At 53.2% G+C, this 25029-nt stretch carries 23 protein-coding genes; 13 read left to right on the forward strand and 10 right to left on the reverse strand.

Translation table 11 applies throughout. The features are described from left to right. Window positions 1-24 precede the first annotated feature (24 nt). Window positions 25-1431: an L-fuculokinase gene (gene fucK, locus EoCCA6_RS17090; protein WP_232623285.1), complete on the forward strand. Its 1407-nt coding sequence runs from the start codon at window positions 25-27 to the stop codon at window positions 1429-1431. Then, on the forward strand, window positions 1424-1852 hold the full coding sequence (fucU, locus tag EoCCA6_RS17095) for an L-fucose mutarotase (protein ID WP_152083659.1): 429 nt from the start codon (window positions 1424-1426) through the stop codon (window positions 1850-1852). Before fucK ends, fucU begins: the two co-directional genes overlap by 8 nt. Before the next feature lie 39 nt (window positions 1853-1891). Here fucU and cyoE read toward each other — a convergent pair whose 3' ends face one another. The 7 genes from cyoE to EoCCA6_RS17130 all read right to left on the reverse strand — a co-directional run bounded on the left by cyoE (window position 1892) and on the right by EoCCA6_RS17130 (window position 9255). Continuing rightward, window positions 1892-2779, reverse strand: coding sequence for a heme o synthase (gene cyoE, locus EoCCA6_RS17100; protein WP_152083660.1), 888 nt, complete (start codon window positions 2777-2779; stop codon window positions 1892-1894). An 11-nt stretch (window positions 2780-2790) separates the two neighbouring features. Beyond that, window positions 2791-3117, reverse strand: a complete 327-nt coding sequence (locus EoCCA6_RS17105; RefSeq protein ID WP_152083661.1) for a cytochrome o ubiquinol oxidase subunit IV — start codon at window positions 3115-3117, stop codon at window positions 2791-2793. Next, window positions 3117-3731, reverse strand: coding sequence for a cytochrome o ubiquinol oxidase subunit III (locus EoCCA6_RS17110; protein ID WP_152083662.1), 615 nt, complete (start codon window positions 3729-3731; stop codon window positions 3117-3119). Before EoCCA6_RS17110 ends, EoCCA6_RS17105 begins: the two co-directional genes overlap by 1 nt. Beyond that, complete coding sequence (cyoB, locus tag EoCCA6_RS17115; protein WP_152083663.1) at window positions 3721-5712, reverse strand: cytochrome o ubiquinol oxidase subunit I; 1992 nt, start codon at window positions 5710-5712, stop codon at window positions 3721-3723. The genes EoCCA6_RS17110 and cyoB overlap by 11 nt, the downstream gene beginning before the upstream one ends. A 16-nt stretch (window positions 5713-5728) precedes the next feature. Continuing rightward, window positions 5729-6676 (reverse strand): cytochrome o ubiquinol oxidase subunit II, encoded by a 948-nt coding sequence (gene cyoA / locus EoCCA6_RS17120; RefSeq protein ID WP_152083664.1) that lies wholly within the window; start codon window positions 6674-6676, stop codon window positions 5729-5731. 478 nt (window positions 6677-7154) lie between these two features. After that, window positions 7155-8630: a muropeptide MFS transporter AmpG gene (gene ampG / locus EoCCA6_RS17125; protein WP_152083665.1), complete on the reverse strand. Its 1476-nt coding sequence runs from the start codon at window positions 8628-8630 to the stop codon at window positions 7155-7157. Between the two features lie 46 nt (window positions 8631-8676). Next, window positions 8677-9255, reverse strand: coding sequence for a lipoprotein (locus EoCCA6_RS17130; protein WP_014882772.1), 579 nt, complete (start codon window positions 9253-9255; stop codon window positions 8677-8679). A gap of 305 nt (window positions 9256-9560) precedes the next feature. Here EoCCA6_RS17130 and bolA point away from each other — a divergent pair, with 305 nt between their 5' ends. From bolA to EoCCA6_RS17180, 9 genes are all read left to right on the forward strand, one after another. Next, window positions 9561-9878 carry a transcriptional regulator BolA gene (gene bolA / locus EoCCA6_RS17135; protein ID WP_006809882.1) on the forward strand — a complete coding sequence of 106 codons (318 nt, stop codon included), beginning with the start codon at window positions 9561-9563 and terminating at the stop codon, window positions 9876-9878. A 332-nt stretch (window positions 9879-10210) separates the two neighbouring features. Continuing rightward, a complete protein-coding gene (gene tig / locus EoCCA6_RS17140; protein WP_152083666.1) occupies window positions 10211-11509 on the forward strand; it encodes a trigger factor in 1299 nt (432 codons plus the stop codon). A gap of 260 nt (window positions 11510-11769) precedes the next feature. Beyond that, window positions 11770-12393 (forward strand): ATP-dependent Clp endopeptidase proteolytic subunit ClpP, encoded by a 624-nt coding sequence (gene clpP, locus EoCCA6_RS17145; RefSeq protein WP_014069126.1) that lies wholly within the window; start codon window positions 11770-11772, stop codon window positions 12391-12393. 126 nt (window positions 12394-12519) lie between these two features. Continuing rightward, on the forward strand, window positions 12520-13794 hold the full coding sequence (gene clpX / locus EoCCA6_RS17150; protein ID WP_152083667.1) for an ATP-dependent protease ATP-binding subunit ClpX: 1275 nt from the start codon (window positions 12520-12522) through the stop codon (window positions 13792-13794). A 183-nt stretch (window positions 13795-13977) separates the two neighbouring features. After that, entirely contained in the window at window positions 13978-16332 is a 2355-nt protein-coding gene (gene lon, locus EoCCA6_RS17155) for an endopeptidase La (RefSeq protein ID WP_152083668.1), read from the forward strand. A 210-nt stretch (window positions 16333-16542) separates the two neighbouring features. Next, a complete protein-coding gene (gene hupB / locus EoCCA6_RS17160; RefSeq protein WP_002444653.1) occupies window positions 16543-16815 on the forward strand; it encodes a nucleoid-associated protein HU-beta in 273 nt (90 codons plus the stop codon). Between the two features lie 211 nt (window positions 16816-17026). Then, complete coding sequence (ppiD, locus tag EoCCA6_RS17165; RefSeq protein WP_152083669.1) at window positions 17027-18898, forward strand: peptidylprolyl isomerase; 1872 nt, start codon at window positions 17027-17029, stop codon at window positions 18896-18898. A 148-nt stretch (window positions 18899-19046) separates the two neighbouring features. Further along, window positions 19047-19415: a helix-hairpin-helix domain-containing protein gene (locus tag EoCCA6_RS17175; protein ID WP_152083670.1), complete on the forward strand. Its 369-nt coding sequence runs from the start codon at window positions 19047-19049 to the stop codon at window positions 19413-19415. 99 nt (window positions 19416-19514) lie between these two features. Beyond that, window positions 19515-19913: a YbgC/FadM family acyl-CoA thioesterase gene (locus EoCCA6_RS17180; RefSeq protein WP_152083671.1), complete on the forward strand. Its 399-nt coding sequence runs from the start codon at window positions 19515-19517 to the stop codon at window positions 19911-19913. Between the two features lie 59 nt (window positions 19914-19972). Here EoCCA6_RS17180 and queC read toward each other — a convergent pair whose 3' ends face one another. Continuing rightward, window positions 19973-20668 (reverse strand): 7-cyano-7-deazaguanine synthase QueC, encoded by a 696-nt coding sequence (queC, locus tag EoCCA6_RS17185; protein ID WP_152083672.1) that lies wholly within the window; start codon window positions 20666-20668, stop codon window positions 19973-19975. 66 nt (window positions 20669-20734) lie between these two features. Then, window positions 20735-22435, reverse strand: a complete 1701-nt coding sequence (locus tag EoCCA6_RS17190) for an SgrR family transcriptional regulator (RefSeq protein ID WP_152083673.1) — start codon at window positions 22433-22435, stop codon at window positions 20735-20737. Between the two features lie 101 nt (window positions 22436-22536). Between EoCCA6_RS17190 and cof the strand changes: the two genes are divergently transcribed. Then, on the forward strand, window positions 22537-23355 hold the full coding sequence (gene cof, locus EoCCA6_RS17195; RefSeq protein ID WP_152083674.1) for an HMP-PP phosphatase: 819 nt from the start codon (window positions 22537-22539) through the stop codon (window positions 23353-23355). A 41-nt stretch (window positions 23356-23396) separates the two neighbouring features. Here the strand turns inward: cof and EoCCA6_RS17200 are convergent, their stop codons facing one another. Continuing rightward, the gene (locus EoCCA6_RS17200; protein ID WP_152083675.1) at window positions 23397-24443 is read right to left on the reverse strand and encodes a PLP-dependent cysteine synthase family protein; all 1047 of its coding nucleotides are present in this window, start codon (window positions 24441-24443) and stop codon (window positions 23397-23399) included. A gap of 115 nt (window positions 24444-24558) precedes the next feature. On the opposite strand from EoCCA6_RS17200, the gene EoCCA6_RS17205 reads away from it, so the two are divergent. After that, window positions 24559-25017, forward strand: coding sequence for an Lrp/AsnC family transcriptional regulator (locus tag EoCCA6_RS17205; protein WP_015571267.1), 459 nt, complete (start codon window positions 24559-24561; stop codon window positions 25015-25017). Window positions 25018-25029 lie beyond the last annotated feature (12 nt).

Genomic DNA, 25029 nt, shown 5'->3' on the forward strand with positions numbered 1-25029 from the left:
GCGGGCTGGCAACCTGTGGGGGCCGTGATGAAAAAATGTTTTCTGGTTCTCGACTGCGGCGCAACCAACGTGCGTGCGATCGCGCTCGATCCCGAAGGGAAGATTGTGGCGCGCGCGGCTGTTGCCAATGCCAGCGAGCGCGCTGCTGAAAACCCGGCGTGGCACCAGTGGTCGCTTGACGCCATCATGCAGCGTTTTGCTATGTGTTGTCAGACGATTGGCGAGGTGCTGAGTGAGTACCGGCTGTGTGGGATCAGCGTAACCACCTTTGGTGTGGATGGTGCGCTGGTGGATGAAAGGGGAGAGCTGCTTTACCCGGTCATTAGCTGGAAATGCCCGCGTACTGTTCCGGTGATGGACGATGTTGCCCGTACAGGCTTCTCCGCTGAATTACAGCGGATCACAGGAGTGGGGCAGTTTAGTTTCAATACGTTGTACAAGTTATTATGGCTGAAGGAAAACCATTCCGATCTGTTGTCCCGTGCCCACGCCTGGCTTTTTATCTCCTCGCTTATCAATCATCGCCTGACCGGAAGGATGACGACCGATCTCACTATGGCAGGCACCAGCCAGATGTTCGATCTTCATCAGCGCCAGTTCAGCGAAACGATTCTGGAGAAGGTGGGAGTATCTCGCTCGCTTTTCCCCGCTCTGGTTTCTCCTGGTGAGGTGATTGGTGAGCTGCAGCCGGACGCAGCGCACAGGCTTGGGCTACCCTGTGGCGTGCCGGTGATCTCCGCCGGGCATGATACGCAGTTTGCGCTTTTTGGCGCGGGCGCAGGCATTAATGAACCCATTCTCTCTTCAGGGACCTGGGAAATCCTGATGGCACGGACGTCACAGGTGAATACGCCTTTACTGGTGCAGTACCCTGGCGCAACCTGTGAACTGGACAGCCAGACGGGGCTTTATAATCCGGGGACGCAATATATGGCATCCGGCGTGCTGGAGTGGGTCCGCTCGCTGTTCTGGCCCGCAGAGACGGGCTGGGACACTATTCTGGCTGAGGCGGCGGCAATACCGGAGGGGGCAGACGGGGTGCAGATGAATACCCGGCTGCTTGATTCTCCGCTCGCCGGATGGCAGGGCGTGACGCTCAATACCACGCCTGCTCACTTTTACCGTGCGGCGCTCGAAGGGCTGACGGCGCGGCTGAAAGAAAATCTTATCGCCCTGGAGGCCATCGCACAGTTTAAGGCGCGCGAGCTGCTGCTGGTGGGCGGTGGAAGCCGCAATGCGCTGTGGAATCAGCTAAAAGCCGATGCGCTCGGTATCCCGGTGAAGGTTCTTGATGACGGTGAAACCACCGTGCTGGGTGCATCGTTATACGGCTGGTGGGGAGCCGGAGAGGCGGCGAGTGCCGAAGACGCGCGCGGCCGGGTCCAGTACCGCTACCGCTATTTTTATCCGAAGGAACAGACCTATGCTTAAAACGATATCGCCGCTGATTTCGCCGGAGCTTTTAAAAACACTGGCTGAAATGGGGCACGGAGATGAGATCATTTTTTCTGATGCCCACTTTCCCGCGCACAGCCTGGGGCCAAAAGTCATTCGCGCGGATGGCCTGCGCGTAAGTGATTTACTGGCCGCGGTGATCCCGCTCTTTGAACTCGACAGCTATGCGCCGCCGCTGGTGATGATGGCTCCTGTTGCAGGGGATACGCTTGATGCGCAGGTAGAAGCGCGTTATCGCAAAGCGCTGTTCGGTGAGGGAGGAGGGGAGGAGATTACGCGTATCGACCGGTATGCATTTTATGAGCGGGCGCAGAAGGCGTTTGCCATTGTAGTGACGGGAGAGACGGCGAAATACGGCAATATTTTGTTAAAGAAAGGCGTTACGCCAGCCCAATAAAAAAGCCGGGTTAAACCCGGCTTTTTCAATTCAGCACACTTACCAGACGTATGTCAGCAGGCTGTGTGAATCTGGCACCATGAAGTCTACGGACATCATCACCGACAAAGACGTAATAGCGACAATCGAGAACACAAACAGTTTGCGCGCCCAGACTTTGTCATCTTCCACTTTGTAGCCTCGCAGGGCCATACCGAGCCACCAGACGCTCACTGCCGCTGCAACGGCCAGGTATTTATACCCGGCGTAGCCGCCCAGTGAGAGCATCAGCGTTGCCACGGCAAAGGCGATGATGTACAGCGTGATGTGGTTCTTGGCAACCGAAATGCCTTTCACGACCGGCAGAACCGGGATGTTCGCTGCCTGATAATCCTTAAAGCGGAAAATCGCGATGGCGTAGGAGTGCGGCATCTGCCACAGGCTAAAGATAGCCAGCAGGATAGCCGCACCGCTGTCGAACTCGTTTGTGACGGCGCAGTAGCCAATCACCGGAGGCGCAGCGCCGGAGAGAGAACCAATCAGCGTACCGTAGACGGAGTGGCGTTTCATATACAGGCTGTAGACGCCCACATACACCACGAACCCCATCACCCCCAGCCAGCAGGCCAGTGGGTTAGCACCAAACCACAGCAGCATAAAGCCAGCAATACCCAGCAAGGTGGCGTACACCAGCGAGACGGAAGGGGCGATCAGGCCTCTAACCAGCACCCGATTTTTGGTCCTTTCCATCTTCTTGTCGATATCCATGTCGATGTAGTTGTTAAATACACAACCGGACGCAACAACCAGTGACACACCGATCAGCGTGTAAACAAAGAGGGTGTAATCAATGCTGCCCTTAGAGGCCAGCAGGAACCCTCCGATCACGGAGATCAGGTTGCCAAAGATGATGCCTGGTTTCGTTACTTGCAGGTATTGCTTAAACATACTCGCCGCTCTTAGTGAACCATCATGTTGTAGTTGAGGTTCCACATAATCCAGATGGAACCGACTACCAGGATAGCGATGATAATCACGGTAAAGATAAAGGCCGTCATGTTCCAGCCTTCATCGGACTTGGTGTTCATGTGCAGGAAGCAAACCAGATGCACCAGAATCTGAATCACTGCGGTTACCAGGATTGCACCCAGAATAACCGGCTTAGACGCAGAACCGCTCATCACCATCCAGAACGGGATCACCGTCAGGATGATCGACAGGATGAAACCTGTCATGTAGGTTTTTACGCTACCGTGGGAAGCGCCATGATCGGTTGAATGACTCATTACATCGCCCCCATCAGATAAACAACAGAGAACACACAGATCCACACAACGTCCAGGAAGTGCCAGAACAGGCTCAGGCACAGGATACGTGTGCGGTTAGTGCTGGTCAGGCCGCGACGGGAGATCTGGAACATCAGAACGGCCATCCAGATCAGACCCGAAGTGACGTGCAGACCGTGGGTCCCGACCAGCGCGAAGAACGCAGACAGGAAGCCACTGCGATCCGGGCCGAAGCCTTCCATGATCAGGTGATGGAATTCATAGATTTCCATCCCGATAAATCCGGCACCAAACAGCCAGGTCAACGCCAGCCAGGAGACAACCTGGCTCTTGTTGTCTTTGTACATGGCGATAGCCGCCATGCCGTAGGTGATGGAGCTGAATAACAGCAGTGCGGTTTCTACCAGCACGAACGGCAGCTCAAAAATGTCCTTGCCGGTCGGGCCGCCCGCAGTGCCGTTCACCAGAACGGCATAGGTAGCGAACAGACAGCAGAACAGAATGCAGTCGCTCATCAGGTAGATCCAGAAACCGAAGACTTTCGTCGGCCCTGTATCATGGTGCGCATGTTCATGCGCGTGGGCAGTTGAGTGCGCCAGAGTATCAGTTGCCATTTTTCAGCCCCGCTTTAGAAATCTCGTCGAAATGCTGGTTTTCCAGCTTCTCAACTTCACGGACTGGTACGTAGTAGTCCACGTCCTCGTCAAAGCTCTTCACAATCCAGCTGATTACGATGCCAGCGAAGCCAACAATCGCCAGCCACCAGATGTGCCAGATCATTGCGAAACCAAATACCGTTGCGAAGGCGGCAATCACAATGCCCGCGCCGCTGTTTTTCGGCATGTGGATCTCTTCGTAATGAGCAGGTTGCTTGTACGCTTCACCTTTTTCTTTCATTTCCCAGAATGCGTCGCGCTCATGGATCTGCGGCACAATGGCGAAGTTATAGAATGGAGGTGGAGAAGAGGTCGCCCACTCCAGCGTACGGCCACCCCATGGGTCACCGGTCAGGTCACGGTTCTGCTCGCGGTCGCGAATAGAGACGTAGTACTGAATCAGCTGACATGCGATACCGCAGGCAATCAGTGCTGCACCGCCCGCTGCAATCATCAGCATTGGGTGGAACTGTGGATCAATCTGCTGGCTCAGACGACGGGTCATCCCCATGAAGCCCAGCACATACAGCGGCATAAACGCCACGAAGAAGCCAATGATCCAGAACCAGAACGCGCGTTTACCCCATGTTTCATTCAGCGTGAAGCCGAACGCTTTTGGCCACCAGTAGGTTACGCCAGCGAAGCAGCCGAAGACCACGCCACCGATGATAACGTTATGGAAGTGCGCAATCAGGAACAGACTGTTGTGCAGAACGAAGTCCGCACCCGGTACTGCCAGCAGCACGCCGGTCATCCCACCGACGGAGAAGGTGACGATGAAGCCGATGGTCCACAGCATCGCGGAGTGGAACACGATACGGCCCTGATACATGGTGAACAGCCAGTTGAAGATCTTCACCCCGGTCGGGATGGCGATAATCATGGTGGTAATACCGAAGAAGGCGTTTACGTTCGCGCCTGCACCCATGGTGAAGAAGTGGTGCAGCCAGACGATGAACGACAGAACGGTAATACACACGGTTGCCCACACCAGAGAGGTGTAACCAAACAGACGCTTACGCGAGAAGGTTGCCGCGATTTCGGAGAATACACCGAACACTGGCAGAACCAGGATGTACACTTCCGGGTGACCCCATGCCCAAATCAGGTTGATGTACATCATCATGTTGCCACCCATATCGTTGGTAAAGAAATGGGTGCCCAGATAGCGGTCCAGGGTCAGCAGCGCGATGGTGACAGTCAGAATTGGGAATGACGCAATAATCAGGACGTTAGCGCACAGAGATGCCCAGGTAAATACCGGCATCTTGAACATCGTCATGCCAGGGGCACGCATCTTGAGAATGGTCACGAAGAAGTTAATACCGGTCAGGGTAGTACCAACACCGGAGAGCTGAAGCGCCCAAATCCAGTAGTCAACACCTACGCCTGGGCTGTACTCAATTCCCGAAAGCGGTGGATAAGCCAGCCAGCCGGTCTGCGCGAATTCGCCCACACCCAGTGACAGGTTAACCAGGATCACGCCGACAACGGTGAACCAGAAGCTCAGGTTGTTCAGGAACGGGAACGCCACGTCGCGCGCGCCGATTTGCAGCGGCACAACCACGTTCATCAGACCGATAACCAGCGGCATCGCCACGAAGAAGATCATGATAACGCCGTGAGCGGTAAAGATCTGATCGTAGTGGTGCGGCGGCAGGAAGCCAGCTTCACCCGCAGAAGCAAGCGCCTGCTGGCTACGCATCATGATCGCATCCGCAAAGCCACGAATTAACATGACGATACCGACGATGCAGTACATGATACCGAGTTTTTTGTGGTCAACCGAAGTCAGCCACTCATTCCACAGGTAGCTCCACTTACCGAAGTAAGTGATTAAGCCCAGAACGGCTGCGCCACCGATGATAATTGCGGCAATCGTGACCATGATAATAGGTTCATGGTACGGCACCGCATCCAGTGTCAATTTTCCGAACATTTTCTTCCTCGGCCCCTTAGTGAGCGGTTTCCGCGTGGCTCATGTCCATGCCTTCCATACCCTGGTGTGCGCTGTGCTCACCTTCAGGCTGGGTCATGTCCATGCTCTTACCGTGGTCCATAAATTTGCCAATAATGTCTTTGAACAAATCAGGTTTCACGTTAGAGAAGTACTCCACCTTGTTGTATTCGCTTGGCGTAGCCACTTTTTCGAACGCCGCCATGTCAGACATGGTGTTAGTAGACTGCTTCGCTTTCTCAACCCACTGGTCGAAGGCGGCGCGGTCTGGCGTAGCGATAGCTTTGAACTTCATACCTGAGAAGCCTGGACCACTATAGCTGGCGGAGATACCGTCGTAGGTGCCTGCTTCATTCGCGATCAGGTGCAGGTTAGTCTGCATACCGGCCATCGCGTAAATCTGGCTACCCAGACGCGGAATAAAGAAGGAGTTCATTACGGAGTTGGAGGTCACTTTGAACTGAACCGGAGTGTTCGCCGGGAAGGCGATTTCATTCACGGTAGCAATGCCTTGTTCCGGATAGATGAAGAACCATTTCCAGTCCATGGAGACCACTTCAATGGTAATTGGTTTTTCATCGTGAACCAGCGGTTTGCTTGGCTCAAGTGCGTGAGTGGTTTTCCAGGTCAGTACGGCAAGGAAAAGGATGATCAGAATTGGCACTGTCCAGACCACAGCTTCCACTTTATTGGAGTGTGACCAGTTAGGGCTATACTTCGCATCTTTATTGCTCGCACGGTACTTCCAGGCGAAACCAACAGCCATCAAAATGGCGGGAATAACCACAATCAACATCAGGCCAAAAGCCGTCAGTATCAGTGAACGTTGTTCCAGTCCAATCTGTCCTTTGGGGTCAAGTAGTGCAGAATCGCAGCCACTGAGTAATACAGTGCCTGCGAATAATGACAACCATCCCAAACTTTTATTGTATTTCCTGAGTCTCATTTAACGACCTCAATTCCACGGGAGTCTGGTGGCGTTTAAAGTGTGGGGGCATTTTACGGGAAGGTTACATTACTGTAAACATCATTAGGGCTGTGTCAGGAAGGTGTTACCGGGTTCTGCCGCACATGTCACATGTGTTGCAAATTATGTCGGTTTTTATGACGGAAGCCGCATGCGACGGGCATTATAACGAAAGCACCCCCAAGCATACCCTAAAAGGGGCAATTGGTATAACCATTGTCAAAAATATACAAATAATTAACAATTGATTATCAATAAAAAGACAAATAAAAAACGAAAATTCAATCTTCTAAAAGCTGAATCGTTTAATGGAAAATAGTTAACTGGAGAACGCTCCAATAATTTCCAAAAGCTATCCCGCACAAAACAACAAATATTTTTTTAGCGGCTGACGGTTATTTCGCCGTTATAATTTCGGGTCGTGATTACAACGGGAAATAACCTTTCGCTTTTTTCTTCAGGTTAACTGAGTTTTACGTAAAGCCAGAAAATCAAGCAGTCCGCCGATCAGGATGCCAGCGATGGCCAGAAGAGCTCCCGCATCCAGCAGCAGGGCTTCAAAGGGCAGCGACAACGCGGTCGCGGCATTAAGAATGAGCACAATAAGCCACAGCGCCAGTGCAAGGCATCCTGCCATTAACAGACGTAAGGCAAAACGGTAGGCGCGTTGATATTCTGTTCGTGGCATAAAATGTTCTGTTCGCTGGGTATATTCCAGCGTCTGACGGCAGACCAGCAGCAATAAAATCCCCGGCACTGCCGCAACCACCGAGAAGAGATAGAACGTCGGCCAGCCGTGGGCTTCTACAAACCAGCCCGCAATCGGACCGACGTAAACGCGACCCACAGCAGAAAGGGCGGAGAGCAGAGCAAATTGCGTGGCGGAAAACGACTTGTTACAGAGGGTCATCAGCAGCGCCACAAACGCTGCTGTACCCATGCCGCCGCAGAGGTTTTCAAAAAATACCGCAGACGCCATGCTGATCGTGTGTTTGTCGGTGATTGACAGCAGCCAGTACCCTGCATTTGACGCTCCCTGCAGGATACCGAAGATCAGCAGTGCCCGGAAAAGCGTCAGACGTTGCATCAATACACCGCCATACAGTGCGCCGATAATGGTCGCAAACAGCCCCAGCGTTTTGTTGACCACGCCCACTTCACCGGCATCGAAGCCAACGCCGCGGATCAGGAAGGTGGTGGTCAGGCTCATTGCAAACGCATCGCCCAGCTTATAAAGAACGATCAGCAGCAGAATTAGCCAGGCGTTATTACGGCCAAAAAAATCACGCAGCGGCTCAGCAACGGCCTGTTCCAGCGAACGTGGCACCGGGATCACGTCGCTCGGCTCTGGCGCGAACAGCGTGGCGATAATACAGGGGATTAGCAGGGCAGCCATCAGCCAGTACATGCCCTGCCAGCCGAGATAGCGGTCAGCCAGCCACAGCGCCAGCCCGCCGGAAACCAGCATCCCCAGGCGATAACCCAGTACGCTGATAGCGGCACCCGCCCCCCGTTCTTCCGCGGGTAATACGTCCGTTTTCCAGGCATCAAACACGATGTCCTGCGAGGCGGAACAGAAGGCAATCACCACCGCAAGCGCCGCCATCCAGCGTAGCTGCGTGGCGGGTTCAAGGAAGCCCATCGCTGCAATCGCCAGTAAGAGCAGGACCTGCGTCATCACCAGCCAGCCACGACGCCTTCCGAGGAACGGCGGCGTGTAGCGATCCATCACCGGCGACCACAGGAATTTAAAGACGTAGGCCTGGCCGACAAGAGAGAAGAAGCCGATGGTTTTAAGATCGATATTCTCAACGGTCATCCACGCCTGCAGCGTGCCGGAGGTGAGCGCGAGGGGTAAACCGGAGGCGAAGCCGAGGATCAGCAGAATCGCTGATTTTGGTTGCTGGAAAATGCGCAAGTAGTGACTGGACATGTTCTTATAAGACTGACCCGACGAAACGCCGGGTCAGGAAGCGGAATTAACGCGCGTTCTGCTTGATAAAGTCGTGGATGCTGGTGTCCTGTGCCATATCAGAGATGGTATCAGTCAGCACGCTATTAACCGCGTCAGCGATGTTTTTGTTGGATGCCTGGAAAGCACCTTCAACGGAATAGCTGGCACGGTAGTTTTTGGTCATCTTATTGCCGTTCTTCGCGGTCGCGATGATGGCAATATCCGCTTTGGTCGCGATGTTGTAGCGAACGTTACCCTGGGAGACGTCAGCATACAGGTTGTTGACGATGATCTGCAGATCAACCGCACCGCTTGGTCCAATCATATAACCGCGAGCGGTCATCTGTTTTTCCAGCACTTCCTGCAGCAGGAAACGCAGGTCGCGGGAGGCGGTCAGCGTTACCTGCTGATTGTCGCGGGTTACTTTCGCCAGCGCCTGATCCTGACGCTGATCGGCACCATTGATGCTGACAGTCACGCCCATCAGGCTTGGGTCCTGCTGTGGCAGGGTGATTTTTGGTGAAACATCAATTGTTGTTGGCGGGGTTGCACAACCTGCCAGCATAAAAAGTGCTACCAACGGAAAGAAGAGTTTTTTTAACATTTTCAGGTTCTCAACGAATCGTAAGCAGTTAGAGAGAAAAATTGCCGCCATCATAACATCGCCAACGGCGAGGGGAAGTGGTCAACGCATGTAAATTCATCGCCTTGTCTGAAAACTGACCAGCTTACCGCTTTTCTCCACCCGTAAATGACAAAACGTATGAGCGTCATAGTGAACTTCATTCGTTTGAATGAAAAAATCAGACGAAAGCTAAATATTTGTTGTCAAGGTGTAATGGAAACGGTAAAAGCGGCTAACATTTAAAGGGATGGGTGACATCTTAGCGTTGTCGGAGGAGTAATTTCATGATGATACGTGAGCAGATAGAAGAAAAACTAAGGGCAGCGTTCAACCCTGTGTTCCTCGAAGTTGTCGACGAAAGCTATCGTCATAACGTGCCGGCAGGTTCTGAAAGCCACTTCAAAGTGGTTTTGGTCAGCGATCGCTTCACGGGAGAACGTTTCCTGAACCGACATCGCTTGATCTACAGCACTTTGACGGATGAACTCTCCACAACCGTACATGCGCTGGCGCTGCATACTTACACCATTAAGGAATGGGAAGGACTGCAGGATACGGTTTTCGCTTCACCGCCTTGTCGCGGTGCGGGCACCATAGCCTGATAAATCGGATTTGCAACAGCCAGAGTTTTTCCAGTATGTTGCATACAGATTTCGTCAAAACGGCCTCAGGGCCGTTTTGTTTTGCCTGAGTTTTGAGCGGATGGTGCGTTTTTGAGGCTAAAAATAGCCTTAAAGTGTGAAAAAAGCCGCAGCAACATGCTCCAACCGTTCTCGACTCACCTAAGTGATGCCGCTATAATGCCGCGTCTTAATGAATGTCTTCGGGATGATTCTGGCGACAGGGAATGTGAATCTGCACATAAGAGAGCATCCCGGTATTGCGAGACAGATTCAGAGTTGACCGAGCACTGTGATTTTTTTGAGGTAACAAGATGCAAGTTTCAGTTGAAACCACTCAAGGCCTTGGCCGCCGTGTAACGATTACTATCGCTGCTGACAGCATCGAAACTGCTGTGAAAAGCGAGCTGGTCAACGTAGCAAAAAAAGTACGTATTGACGGCTTCCGTAAGGGCAAAGTACCAATGAATGTTGTTGCTCAGCGTTATGGCGCTTCTGTGCGTCAGGATGTGCTGGGTGAACTGATGAGCCGCAACTTTATTGATGCGATCATCAAAGAAAAAATCAATCCGGCTGGCGCACCGAACTACGTTCCAGGCGAATACAAACAGGGCGAAGACTTCACCTACTCCGTAGAGTTTGAAGTGTACCCGGAAGTTGAGCTGAAAGGTCTGGAAACCATCGAAGTTGAAAAACCGGTTGTGTCTGTGACCGACGAAGACGTTGACGGCATGCTGGATACCCTGCGTAAGCAGCAGGCGAACTGGAAAGACAAAGACGGCGCAGTTGACGCTGAAGACCGCGTAACCATCGACTTCACCGGTTCTGTAGACGGCGAAGAGTTCGAAGGCGGCAAAGCGACTGACTTCGTACTGGCGATGGGCCAGGGTCGTATGATCCCAGGCTTCGAAGACGGTATCAAAGGCCACAAAGCGGGCGAAGAGTTCACCATCGACGTGACCTTCCCGGAAGAGTACCACGCTGAAAACCTGAAAGGTAAAGCAGCGAAGTTCGTCATCAACCTGAAGAAAGTTGAAGAGCGCGAACTGCCAGAACTGACTGAAGAGTTCATCAAACGTTTCGGCGTGGAAGATGGTTCTGTAGCCGGTCTGCGTGCTGAAGTACGTAAAAACATGGAACGCGAGCTGAACGGTGCTGTGCGTAACCGTGTGAAATCTCAGGCGATCGAAGGTCTGGTGAAAGCGAACGAGATCGACGTTCCTGCAGCACTGATCGACAGCGAAATCGACGTTCTGCGCCGTCAGGCTGCACAGCGTTTCGGTGGCAACCAGCAGCAAGCGATGGAACTGCCACGTGAGCTGTTCGAAGAGCAAGCGAAACGTCGCGTCGTTGTTGGCCTGCTGCTGGGCGAAGTGATTCGTACCCACGAGCTGAAAGCTGACGAAGAGCGTGTGAAAGGCCTGATCGAAGAGATGGCTTCTGCATACGAAGATCCATCAGAAGTGATCGAGTTCTACGGTAAGAACAAAGAGCTGATGGACAATATGCGCAACGTTGCGCTGGAAGAGCAGGCTGTTGAAGCGGTACTGGCGAAAGCGAAAGTCTCCGAAAAAGCGACCTCTTTCAACGAACTGATGAACCAGCAGGCGTAATTTCGCCCCAACGGTTTAAAGTTTGAACAAAAACCCGTTGCCTTCAGGCGACGGGTTTTTTTTATCACACCAATAGGCCCAGGAAGAGTGCTAAAACGCCCTTTCAGTGTTAGCGTAACACCAAAAGGTTGTTATGCTTGAAATAGGGCAGTGTAAACCCCATAAGTATGTAATCACGATGAATGAGACTGGCTGATAATCCGTCCATAAGGTTACAATCAGTACAGCAGGTGTTTTCAATTTTGATCCAGGAGACGGAAATGTCATACAGTGGCGAACGAGACAACTTTGCACCCCATATGGCTCTGGTGCCAATGGTTATTGAACAGACCTCACGTGGTGAGCGGTCTTTTGATATCTATTCCCGTCTGCTCAAGGAACGCGTTATCTTTCTGACCGGCCAGGTGGAAGACCACATGGCAAACCTGATTGTGGCGCAGATGCTGTTTCTGGAAGCGGAAAACCCGGAAAAAGACATCTACCTGTACATTAACTCGCCAGGCGGCGTGATTACGGCGGGTATGTCTATTTATGACACCATGCAATTCATCAAGCCGGATGTCAGCACCATCTGTATGGGACAGGCGGCCTCAATGGGTGCCTTCCTGTTAACGGCAGGGGCGAAAGGCAAGCGTTTCTGCCTGCCGAATTCCCGCGTGATGATCCACCAGCCGCTGGGCGGATATCAGGGTCAGGCGACGGATATCGAAATCCACGCCCGCGAAATTCTGAAAGTAAAAGCGCGCATGAATGAACTTATGGCGCAGCATACGGGTCAATCTCTTGAGCAGATCGAGCGTGATACTGAGCGAGATCGCTTCCTCTCTGCACCAGAGGCAGTTGAGTACGGCTTAGTCGACTCCGTTTTGACCCATCGTAATTGATGCCCGCGACGCAACTGTGCCGCTATACTAAGGTAGGGCGGCACTCTGCTTACCGCAGCTTGCGTCTGAGAATGGCATTTGCGTCGTCATGTGCGGCACAAAGAACTTAAAAAGAGGTTTGGACTCATGACAGATAAACGCAAAGATGGTTCGGGCAAACTGCTGTACTGCTCTTTTTGCGGCAAAAGCCAGCATGAAGTGCGTAAACTGATTGCCGGGCCGTCCGTGTATATCTGCGATGAATGTGTCGACTTATGTAACGACATCATTCGCGAAGAGATTAAAGAAGTTGCCCCGCACCGTGAGCGCAGTGCGTTGCCTACCCCGCATGAAATTCGTCATCATCTTGACGACTATGTCATCGGTCAGGAGCAGGCGAAGAAAGTGCTGGCGGTGGCGGTTTACAACCACTACAAACGTCTGCGTAACGGCGATACCAGCAATGGCGTGGAACTGGGTAAAAGTAACATCCTGCTAATCGGGCCAACCGGTTCCGGTAAAACGCTGCTGGCTGAAACGCTGGCGCGCCTGCTGGACGTTCCGTTTACTATGGCGGATGCCACCACTCTGACCGAAGCCGGTTATGTGGGTGAAGACGTTGAAAACATCATCCAGAAACTGCTGCAGAAGTGCGATTATGACGTGCAGAAAGCACAGCGCGGGATCGTCTACATCGATGAGATCGACAAGATCTCCCGTAAGTCTGACAATCCGTCCATCACCCGTGACGTCTCGGGCGAAGGTGTGCAGCAGGCGCTGTTGAAACTGATCGAAGGCACGGTTGCTGCCGTTCCGCCACAGGGTGGTCGTAAACATCCGCAGCAGGAGTTCCTGCAGGTTGATACCTCCAAAATCCTGTTCATTTGTGGTGGGGCGTTTGCAGGGCTGGATAAAGTGATCTCTCACCGTGTTGAAACCGGCTCCGGCATTGGTTTTGGCGCAACGGTGAAATCGACTTCTGAAAAACCGAACGAAGGCGAACTGCTGTCGCAGGTTGAACCGGAAGATCTGATCAAATTTGGTCTGATCCCTGAGTTTATCGGCCGTCTGCCGGTTGTGGCGACGCTTAACGAACTGAGCGAAGAGGCGCTGATTCAGATTCTGAAAGAGCCGAAAAACGCGCTGACCAAGCAGTATCAGGCGCTGTTTAACCTCGAAGGTGTCGATCTGGAATTCCGTGACGAAGCGCTGGATGCGATTGCCAAAAAAGCGATGATTCGTAAAACCGGTGCGCGTGGCCTGCGCTCTATCGTTGAAGCCGCGCTGCTTGACACCATGTACGATCTGCCGTCTATGGAAGATGTTGAGAAAGTGGTTATCGACGAGTCCGTAATCGGTGGTCAGAGCAAGCCTTTGCTGATTTATGGTAAGCCTGAAGCACAGCAGGCATCTGGCGAATAATTCACCAAATCATACAAGCAGTTAATCAAAAAGGGGGGATTTTATCTCCCCTTTACTTTTTCCGTATTCATGGCGTTGAATGTGTGGGAAACATCCCCATATACTGGATACATGTTAATGGTTGTGTGAAGCACAGTTACATGACCAGTTTACCTGGCGGACACTAAACTAAGAGAGAGCTCTATGAATCCTGAGCGTTCTGAACGCATTGAAATCCCCGTGTTGCCGTTGCGCGATGTGGTGGTTTATCCGCACATGGTCATACCCTTATTTGTAGGGCGGGAAAAATCTATCCGTTGCCTCGAAGCCGCCATGGATCATGATAAAAAAATCATGCTGGTGGCGCAGAAGGAAGCATCGACGGATGAGCCGGGTGTAAACGATCTTTTCACCGTCGGGACCGTGGCCTCTATTTTGCAGATGCTGAAGCTGCCTGATGGCACCGTGAAGGTGCTGGTAGAGGGCTTACAGCGTGCGCGTATTACCACCTTGTCTGACAATGGCGAGCACTTTTCTGCGAAGGCAGAGTATCTTGATTCGCCGCAGCTTGATGAGCGCGAGCAGGAAGTGCTGGTACGCACCGCCATTAGCCAGTTTGAAGGCTATATCAAGCTGAATAAGAAAATCCCACCAGAAGTGCTGACGTCGCTGAACAGTATCGACGATCCTGCACGTCTGGCGGACACCATCGCTGCCCATATGCCGCTGAAGCTGGCTGATAAACAGTCCGTGCTGGAAATGTCCGACGTTAACGAACGTCTGGAATACCTGATGGCGATGATGGAGTCTGAAATCGATCTGCTGCAGGTTGAGAAGCGCATTCGCAACCGCGTGAAAAAGCAGATGGAGAAATCTCAGCGTGAGTACTATCTGAATGAGCAAATGAAAGCCATTCAGAAAGAGCTGGGCGAAATGGACGACGCGCCGGACGAAAACGAGGCGCTGAAGCGTAAGATTGACGCGGCGAAGATGCCGAAAGAGGCGAAAGAGAAAGCCGAAGCAGAGCTGCAGAAGCTGAAAATGATGTCTCCGATGTCGGCTGAAGCGACCGTCGTGCGCGGCTACATTGAGTGGATGGTGCAGGTTCCGTGGAACGCCCGCAGCAAGGTCAAAAAAGATCTGCGTCAGGCGCAGGAGATCCTGGATACAGACCACTACGGCCTGGAGCGCGTCAAAGACCGCATTCTTGAGTACCTCGCGGTACAGAGCCGCGTGAACAAAATTAAAGGCCCAATTCTGTGCCTGGTGGGGCCGCCGGGGGTAGGTAAAACCTCTCTGGGTCAGTCCATCGCCAAAGCGACCGGACGTAAATATATCCGTATGGCGCTGGGTGGCGTACGCGATGAAGCGGAAATCCGCGGTCACCGCCGTACTTACATCGGCTCTATGCCGGGTAAATTGATCCAGAAAATGGCGAAAGTGGGCGTTAAAAACCCGCTGTTCCTGCTCGACGAAATCGACAAAATGTCGTCGGACATGCGTGGCGACCCGGCGTCCGCTCTGCTGGAAGTGCTTGATCCAGAACAGAACGTGGCGTTCAGCGATCACTATCTGGAAGTGGACTACGACCTGAGCGACGTGATGTTCGTGGCGACCTCTAACTCCATGAACATTCCGGCTCCGCTGCTGGACCGTATGGAAGTGATCCGTCTGTCCGGTTATACCGAAGACGAGAAGCTGAACATTGCGAAGCAGCACCTGCTGCCGAAGCAGATTGAGCGTAACGCGCTGAAAGCCAATGAGCTGACTGTTGAAGACAGCGCCATTGTCGGCATCATTCGTTACTACACCCGTGAAGCGGGCGTGCGTAGCCTTGAGCGTGAAATCTCTAAACTGTGCCGTAAGGCGGTGAAACAGCTGCTGCTGGATAAGAGCCTGAAACACATTGTGATTAACGGCGATAATCTGCATGCGTACCTGGGCGTTCAGCGCTTCGACTACGGTCGTGCGGATAACGAAAACCGCGTTGGTCAGGTGACCGGTCTGGCATGGACGGAAGTGGGCGGCGATCTGCTGACCATCGAAACCGCCTGTGTGCCGGGCAAAGGCAAACTGACCTACACCGGCTCGCTGGGTGAAGTGATGCAGGAGTCCATCCAGGCGGCGCTGACCGTGGTGCGTGCGCGTGCGGAAAAACTGGGTATCAACGCGGATTTCTATGAAAAACGCGATATCCACGTTCACGTACCGGAAGGGGCAACGCCGAAAGACGGTCCAAGCGCAGGTATTGCCATGTGTACCGCGCTGGTCTCCTGTCTGACAGGGAACCCGGTGCGTGCTGATGTGGCGATGACCGGTGAAATTACCCTGCGTGGTCAGGTTCTGCCCATCGGTGGGTTAAAAGAAAAACTGCTGGCGGCACATCGCGGTGGGATCAAAACCGTATTGATCCCTTACGAAAACAAACGCGATCTGGAAGAGATTCCGGACAATGTGATTGCCGATCTGCAGATCCATCCGGTGAAACGCATTGAGGAAGTTCTGACTCTCGCACTGCAGAATGAACCCTCCGGAATGCAGGTTGTAACCGCAAAATAGTGACCTCGCGCAAAGAGCGTCAATAAAAACAAGGCTGGTAAGTCAATTCGGACTTGCCAGCCTTTTTTTGTATAGCTAATTTAGATTGCTGATTGGGTTAGCCATCAACAACGGGTGTTGTAAGGTCATGGCAGGCCTGATATAACTGCTGCGCGGTCGCGTTGTGAAGGACTCAGGCGCGATATAAATTATAAAGAGAGGAAGAGAACAGTGAATAAATCTCAACTGATTGACAAAATTGCTGCGGGTGCTGATATTTCTAAAGCTGCAGCTGGACGTGCATTAGATGCTTTAATTGCTTCTGTTACTGAATCTCTGCAGGCTGGGGACGACGTTGCACTGGTAGGTTTCGGTACTTTTGCTGTCAAAGAGCGTGCTGCCCGTACTGGCCGCAACCCTCAGACTGGTAAAGAGATCACCATTGCTGCCGCTAAAGTGCCAGGTTTCCGTGCAGGTAAAGCGCTGAAAGACGCAGTAAACTGATTGCTTGCCCGCTTCAGGGAAGCCGAAAAGTACAAGGGCGCATCATTTGATGTGCCTTTTTTGTTTGTCCAGGCCTGATTTGTGCGAGTTTATGCGAGTTGTGGGCTGACAATCGTACTGGTTTCTTGTCACAATACGCCTTTACGCGCGACGGTCAGGATTTCCGTCAGCGTCAGGTAACCAGTCACATACAGCGGAGTGTTGTTACACCATGATGGACAGCTTACGCACGGCTGCTAACAGTCTCGTGCTCAAGATTATTTTCGGTATCATTATCGTGTCGTTCATATTGACCGGCGTGAGTAGTTACCTCATCGGCGGTAGCGCCAACTATGCCGCAAAAGTGAATGGCCAGGAAATCAGCCGTGGGCAGTTCGAGAACGCTTTTGCTGGTGAACGTAACCGTATGCAGCAACAGCTGGGCGATCAGTTCTCAGAGCTGGCGGCAAACGAAGGTTATATGAAAACCCTGCGCCAGCAGACGCTGAACCGTCTTATCGACGAAGCACTGCTTGACCAGTATGCAAAAAGTCTGGGGCTGGGCATTAGCGATGAGCAGGTGAAAAAAGCCATCTTCTCGACTCAGGCGTTCCAGTCTAATGGCAAATTCGACAATGCGCGTTATAACAGCATCGTGAATCAGATGGGCATGACGGCCGATCAATATGCGCAGGCGCTGCGTAACCAGTTGACTACGCAGCAGCTTATCAATGCCGTTGTCGGCACAGATTTCATGCTCAAAGGTGAAACTGACGAGCTGGCAGCGCTGGTGGCTCAGCAACGTGTTGTGCGCGAAGCGACGATCGACGTAAACGCGCTGGCGGCAAAACAGCAGGTCAGCGACGCAGACGTTAACGCTTACTACGAGCAGAACAAGAACAACTTTGTGACCCCGGAGCAGTTCCGCGTAAGCTATATCAAACTGGATGCGGCGGCGCTGCAGGAAACCGCGTCTGACGCGGAAATCCAGTCTTACTACGATCAGCATCAGGATCAGTTTACTCAGCCTCAGCGCAACCGTTATAGCGTTATTCAGACCAAAACGGAAGCCGATGCCAAAGCGGTACTGGATGAGCTGAACAAAGGCGCAGATTTCGCAACCGTTGCGAAAGCAAAATCCACCGACATCATCTCAGCCAAAAATGGCGGTGATATGGGCTGGCTGGAAGATGCCACAACGCCTGACGAACTGAAAAACGCAGGTCTGAAAGATAAAGGCCAGCTCTCTGGGGTGATCAAATCCTCCGTCGGTTTCCTGGTGGCGCGTCTGGATGATATCCAGGCAGCCAAAACCAAACCACTGGCCGACGTTCGTGATGATATCGCGGCGAAAGTGAAGCAAGAGAAAGCGCTGGACGCTTTCTATGCTCTGCAGCAGAAAGTGAGCGATGCGGCGAGCAACGATAATGAATCGCTGGCGGGCGCAGAACAGGCTGCTGGCGTGAAAGCGGTGGAGACTGGCTGGTTTGGTCACGATAACCTGCCGGAAGAGCTGAACTTCAAGCCGGTTTCTGATGCTATCTTCAATGGTGGCCTGGTGGGTGAGAACGGTACGCCGGGCAGCAACTCAGACATCATCACTGTCGACGGTGACCGTGCATTCGTCCTGCGCATCAGCGAGCATAAAGCTGAGGCGGTAAAACCGCTGTCTGAAGTGAAGGATCAGGTTGTGGCGTTGGTTAAGCACAACAAAGCGGAACAGCAGGCGAAACTGGATGCTGAGAAGATTCTGGTCGAACTGAAAGCTGGCAAGAATGACGCGCTGAAAGCGGCTGGTTTGAGCTTCGGTGAAGCGAAAACGCTGAGCCGTACCGGCCAGGACCCGATCAGCCAGGCGGCGTTTGGTCTGAGCCTGCCAGCGAAAGACAAGCCGAGCTTCGGTACGGCAACCGATATGCAGGGTAACGTTGTTCTGCTGGCGCTCGACGAGGTGAAAGCAGGCACTCTGCCGGAAGAGCAGAAGAAAGCGATGATCCAGGGTATTACCCAGAACAATGCGCAGATTGCTTTCGAGGCAATGATGAGCAACCTGCGTAAAGAAGCCAAAATTAAGCTGGGTGATGTGATAACTCAGCAGCAATAATTACGTATCTGCTCGCAGATTTTCGTAACGCTCTGCAAAATCTAAAGGCCGCTTTCGCGGCCTTTTCCATTTCTGCAATCTGGCGTTTGTGCCTGTTTTTCCGTGCGGCTATCGTGGCGTGGCTGTCAACAAACAAGGAGAAAACAGCATGAAACGTGGAATCAAAGCACTGCTTATTACACTGGCTCTTGCCACCACCGGGATGAGTGCTGGCGCACAGGCGGCGACGCCTGCCGCTAAAGCACCGTCCGTACAAAGCCAGATGGATGCAACGACGCAAACCAAAGCAACCGCCAGCAGCACAACCACCGACGATGATGGCTCGCGGGTAAGCATCAATTCAGCCTCCGCTGACGATCTGGCCCGCGTCATGAATGGCGTAGGACTGAAGAAAGCACAGGCAATCGTCAGCTATCGTGAGGAGTACGGTCCATTCAAAACCCTTGATGACCTGAAGCAGGTTCCGGGTATGGGGAGCGCACTGGTTGAGCGCAACCTCTCACACCTGACGCTGTAATCGCACATTAACTTGCACTGCGGCAAAAATTTGCCAGGATAAAGAGGTCATACCAGTTGTGACCTCTCACCCTATAACAACAGTAAAGGCTATTGCGCTATGCAGACAAAAATCAAAGTCCGGGGCTACCACCTCGATGTTTACCAGCATGTGAATAACGCTCGCTATCTCGAATTTCTTGAAGAGGCGCGCTGGGACGGGCTGGAAAACAGTGAAAGTTTTCAGTGGCTGACTGCACATAACATCGCGTTTGTGGTTGCCAATATCAATATCAACTACCGTCGTCCTGCCGTCCTGGGGGATTTGCTTACCGTCACCAGCCAGGTGCAGCAACTGAACGGAAAAAGTGGCGTACTCAGCCAGGTGGTCACCCTGGAGCCTGAGGGACAGGTAGTGGCTGACGCGCTGATCACCTTTGTCTGTATCGATCTTAAAACCCAGAAAGCACTGCCGCTGGAAGGCGAGTTACGTGAAAAGCTGGAGTTAATGATTGTGTAGGATGTTTTAGGTCATCCGTGCTGTCGACATTCTCTGGACGACAGCACGGAGAACGCGCGTTATTTCAGCCCGGTTTTTTTCTGCATCGCGGCCATCACGCCGACTTTATCGGCAAGGTAGTGATTCAGACCGTTGGCACGCAGGTTACAGGCTGCACACTGGCCGCAACCGTCGCCTTTGATGCCGTTGTAGCAGGTCAGGGTTTCGCTGCGAACTAAATCAAGCCTGCCCCAGTAGTCCGCCAGCGCCCAGGTTTCCGCTTTATCGAGCCACATCAGCGGCGTTTCAAAGCGTGTCTCTTTCGCCATGCCCAGGTTTACCGCATGATTCAGCGCTTTTACAAACTCATCGCGACAGTCCGGATAGCCTGAAAAATCCGTTTCGCACACGCCGGTGATAACGGCTTCGGCTTTGACCTGGTAGGCATAAATTGCTGTCAGGGTCAGGAAGAGGATATTGCGGCCAGGCACAAAGGTATTGGGAATACCGCTGGCGTCAGGTTCGTAATCGGGAACAGGAATACTGTCGCGGGTGAGGCTACTGACGGCCAGTTCATTTAACAGCGTGACGTCCAGTACCTTGTGCGCACGGGCACCCAGTTTCAGAGCCAGTTCACGGGCAACATCGATTTCAGCGCGGTGACGCTGACCATAATCGAAAGTAACGCAGTGAACTTCATCGTACTGATGAAGCGCCTGTACCAGGCAGGTAGTGGAATCTTGTCCTCCGCTGAACACGACGACGGCACGTTTCATAAATCTTCTCGACAGTTACGGTAAAAACATTATGTTAACGCCTGGCTACGGCGGCGACCAGCTTCTTCACGATTTGGGGGCCGGAAGCCAGGCTTCGGTGAAATCAAACCAGCCGCGCGTGTTGAGCCGAATCCCATTGACGCCCGGCGGAGCGCTGATTTGATACTGATAGTTAAAGAGTGGAGTTAGCACCGCATTTTCCATCAGTCGGCTGAAAATAACTTTTAAGCCAGCATGTCGGGCCTGTTCGTCGGCCTGGGTCTGTACAGCATCCAGCGTGGCCTGCAGGTGAGCATACTGCGGTGCGCTTAGCAGATGCGGCCAGAGCGCATCACAGCGTAACCACTGCTCAAGGGTATATTCCGGCGCTTCCCCAATCAGCCTGTCTCCCATCATGATGTCTGCATCCGCAAGCCGCTGGCACCCGTCCCACGTTTTGGCATCGTGGAAAACCACCTCCAGTTCACAACCCTGCTGCGCAAGATAGCGCTGTAGCTGGCTTGCCATCGTATGTAACTCGACGGGGAGATGATAAAACAGCGTCAATTTTTCCGGCAGGGGAACATCCGTTAAATCCGTCCACCGGGGAATAGACCAGCCGGGAAGCAGTTCCTCTGTAGGCGTAATCAGCCCTTCGTTAAGCGGTAACGTATGCAGAAGCGTCGAAAGGTGGATGATATTGATCAGTCGACGCGCCTGCATTTCACTCAGGCGCGCGCTTTGCTTCAGCGTGAGATAACAGAATCCCAGGCTGGTGCTATTACTGACCAGCCGAAGGCTGGACAGTTCGTCAGGTTCACCCACAGCAATTTGTACAGGATGACGGCAGCTTGTGCCCAGTTCAGCGTCAAATAGCTGTGGCGTGATCCAGAATTCAATGGCCTTAAGCAGAGGATGGCTCAGATGGTACTGTTCATGGCTTTCCAGGCGCACCAGTTCGGGGTCGTATACTGTCAGCCGGAAAGGGCCGCTGCCCGTCATGGGCTGGTCGGGATGGGCAAGACGGCTACAGTAGGCCGCGAGCCGGTGTGCCAGCCAGTAATCTGGCTGATGCAGGATAAACGTCAGACACTGCGGATGCGTCACTTCAATACGCAATACGCTCTGGAACAGTTTGCGCAGGGCGGGCAGCGTCAGCAGTGCCGTCAGGCTTCGCTGAAGCTGTACCGTCTCAATTTTATCGCCGTTATGCCAGTGCAGCGTAGAACGGATGTAAAAATGCCAGCGCAGGCCGTCAGGCGAAACATCCCAGTGATGCGCCAGATCGCCAGTGGGTTCGCTGACATTACCGTTGAAGCGTGTTAAACCGGAGAAGACTTGTCCCGCCAGATGCTGCTCCGCCCGCCCAGGCAGAAAGCCCGGATGAAGCGGGTCCAGTGAGCGGTAATAGGGAATACGCAGTGTCGGCGCGTCGTTTTGCCACTGCCCGCCGAGAAAGGGGTGCAACAGCGCTCGTAAATCCTCTGGCGCAAGCTGGGCCAGCTCAAGGGCATTATGTTGTTGCCCACTCTTCAGCGCCTCTTCCATCATCGTATTGCGCAGCGATTCCGGACTGACGTGGAACGTCAGCTCCCCACGTTTACCGCGACCAGACTGCGCATGCCAGCTGAGCCAGCCTGCGTCCTGCGCCTGCCGCAGCAACGTGCGCACATGTCGCTCGCTACAAAAGCAGCGGCTGGCCAGTTCGGTGACGGTGACCTGCTGCGGTGCCCCTGCAGAAGGTTGCCACAGACGTTGATACTGATTGAGGCGGTTAAGCTGGCGCATGATAAACCCGGAACAATAATTGTCATCTATTCACTATTACTTCCGTATATCTCACGTAATACTGATGCACAAGTCAAACGCATCACATTTCAGGAGTAATCATGGCCCGGCTTGCTGCATTCGATATGGACGGCACTCTGTTAATGCCAGATCACCGTTTAGGGGATAAAACCCTGAATACCCTGAAGCGTCTGCACGAGCGCGATGTCACTCTGACGTTTGCCACCGGCCGCCATGTGCTGGAGATGCGCCATCTGCTGGGGGCGTTTTCCCTCAATGCATTTCTCATTACCGGTAACGGGACGCGCATTCACTCTGTGGAAGGGGATGTGCTGCACCGTCAGGATCTCAACCCGGAAGTGGCGGATATTGTGCTGCACAGCACCTGGGATACGCAGGCCAGTGTGCATGTCTTTAATGACGACGGCTGGTTTACCGGACGTGACATACCCGAAATGCTGCATGCGCATGTTTACAGCGGGTTTAAATATCAGCTTATCGATCTGCGTCGGCTCCCTGCTTACGCGGTGACGAAGATCTGTTTTTGTGGCGATCACGACGATCTCTGCCGCTTACGCGTCCAGCTTAACGAGGTGCTGGGCGACCGCGCGCATCTGACCTTCTCGGCGGTGGATTGTCTGGAAGTGCTGCCGGTAGGCTGTAACAAAGGTTCTGCTCTGGCCGTGCTGAGCAACCACCTGGGCTTTACCCTTCAGGACTGTATGGCGTTTGGCGATGCCATGAACGACCGCGAGATGCTGGGCAGCGTCGGGCGCGGCCTGATTATGGGGAATGCGATGCCGCAGCTTATCGCGGAGCTTCCTCATCTGCCGGTTATTGGACACTGCCGTAACGAAGCGGTGTCCCATTTTTTGACGCATTGGCTGGACAAAAACAACCTCCCGTATTCCCCCGAATAGTGAGACCCTTCCAGCAAGCCAGACTTCGGTCTGGCTTTTTTTTATTTCACCAGCGCTGCAATCTGTGCTTTCCACGGCGCAATGTCGCCAATATTTGCCTGCACCCATTCCGCGTTATAATAGGTGTCGAGGTAGCGCTCACCGCTGTCGCACAGCAGGGTGACGAGAGATCCGGTGCGGCCCTCTTCGCGCATCCGCGCGGCAAGGTGCAGCGCACCCCACATATTGGTGCCCGTAGACGCCCCCACTTTGCGGCCAAGCTGCGTCTCCAGCCAGTGCGCCGTCGCCACGCTGGCGGCGTCCGGCACGCGCAGCATCTCATCCACCACGTCCGGAATAAACGACGGCTCCACGCGCGGGCGGCCAATTCCTTCAATTTTGCTGCCAACCGGGCTGCGCAGCCCGGCATCGCGGCTTTGCCAGTAATCGAGGAACACAGAGTTTTGCGGGTCGACCACCATCAATTGGGTATCATAACCCTGACAGCGAATGTAGCGCCCGATGGTGGCAGATGTTCCTCCAGTACCGGCGCTCATCACAATGTATGACGGAACCGGATGTGGCTCGTGGGTCATCTGGCGGAAAATACTGTCAGCGATGTTGTTATTGCCGCGCCAGTCCGTCGCGCGCTCAGCGAAGGTGAACTGGTCCATATAGTGGCCGTTCAGCTCGCGGGCCAGCATTTCCGAGGCGGCGTAGATTTCGCAGGCGCTCTCTACAAAGTGGCAGCGTCCACCGTAAAATTCGATCTGTTCGATTTTGCGTTTTGCGGTGCAGGAGGGCATCACGGCAATAAACGGCAGGCCCAGTAGCCGGGCGAAGTAGGCTTCAGATACGGCGGTTGAACCGGATGAGGATTCAATAATCGTCGTGCCTTCTTTAATCCAGCCGTTACATAAACCGTACAAGAATAGCGAACGCGCCAGTCGGTGCTTCAGGCTACCGGTCGGGTGAGTGCTTTCATCTTTCAGGTAAAGCTGAATACCCGCAAATCCCGGCAGGGCGAGGCGGATTAAATGGGTGTCTGCCGAGCGTTGGTAGTCGGCATTTATTTCGCTGATGGCATGTTTAACCCAGGTGCTATTCATCGTAGTTATCCGTTTGTCATTTTGTGCCCAGCATAGCGAAAAGCACAGAAAAAATTGTTGCTATCTGGCCTTTAAAATAGAATGAAGGGAGAAAAATTTTCTCTGTGAGGTGGGTATGCTAGATAAAATTGACCGCAAGCTGCTTTCATTGCTGCAAAGTGACTGCACCCTCTCTTTGCAGGCACTGGCAGATGCCGTTAATCTGACCACCACACCGTGCTGGAAGCGCCTCAAAAAGCTGGAAGATGACGGCATTCTGCTGGGGCGTGTCGCGCTATTAGATCCCGAAAAACTGGGGCTTGGGCTGACCGCCTTCGTTCTGATCAAAACGCAGCACCACAGCAGTGAATGGTATTGCCGCTTTGTGACTCAGGTTTCGGACATGCCGGAGGTGCTCGGCTTCTGGCGTATGGCAGGGGAGTATGACTATCTGATGCGCGTCCAGGTCGCGGATATGAAGCGTTACGATGATTTTTACAAGCGGCTGGTCAACAGCGTTCCGGGCTTGTCAGATGTCACCTCCAGCTTTGCCATGGAGCAGATAAAATACACCACAGCATTACCCATTGAATAACTTCGAAAAATA

Source organism: Enterobacter oligotrophicus (assembly GCF_009176645.1).
Classification (GTDB): Bacteria; Pseudomonadota; Gammaproteobacteria; order Enterobacterales; family Enterobacteriaceae; genus Enterobacter; species Enterobacter oligotrophicus.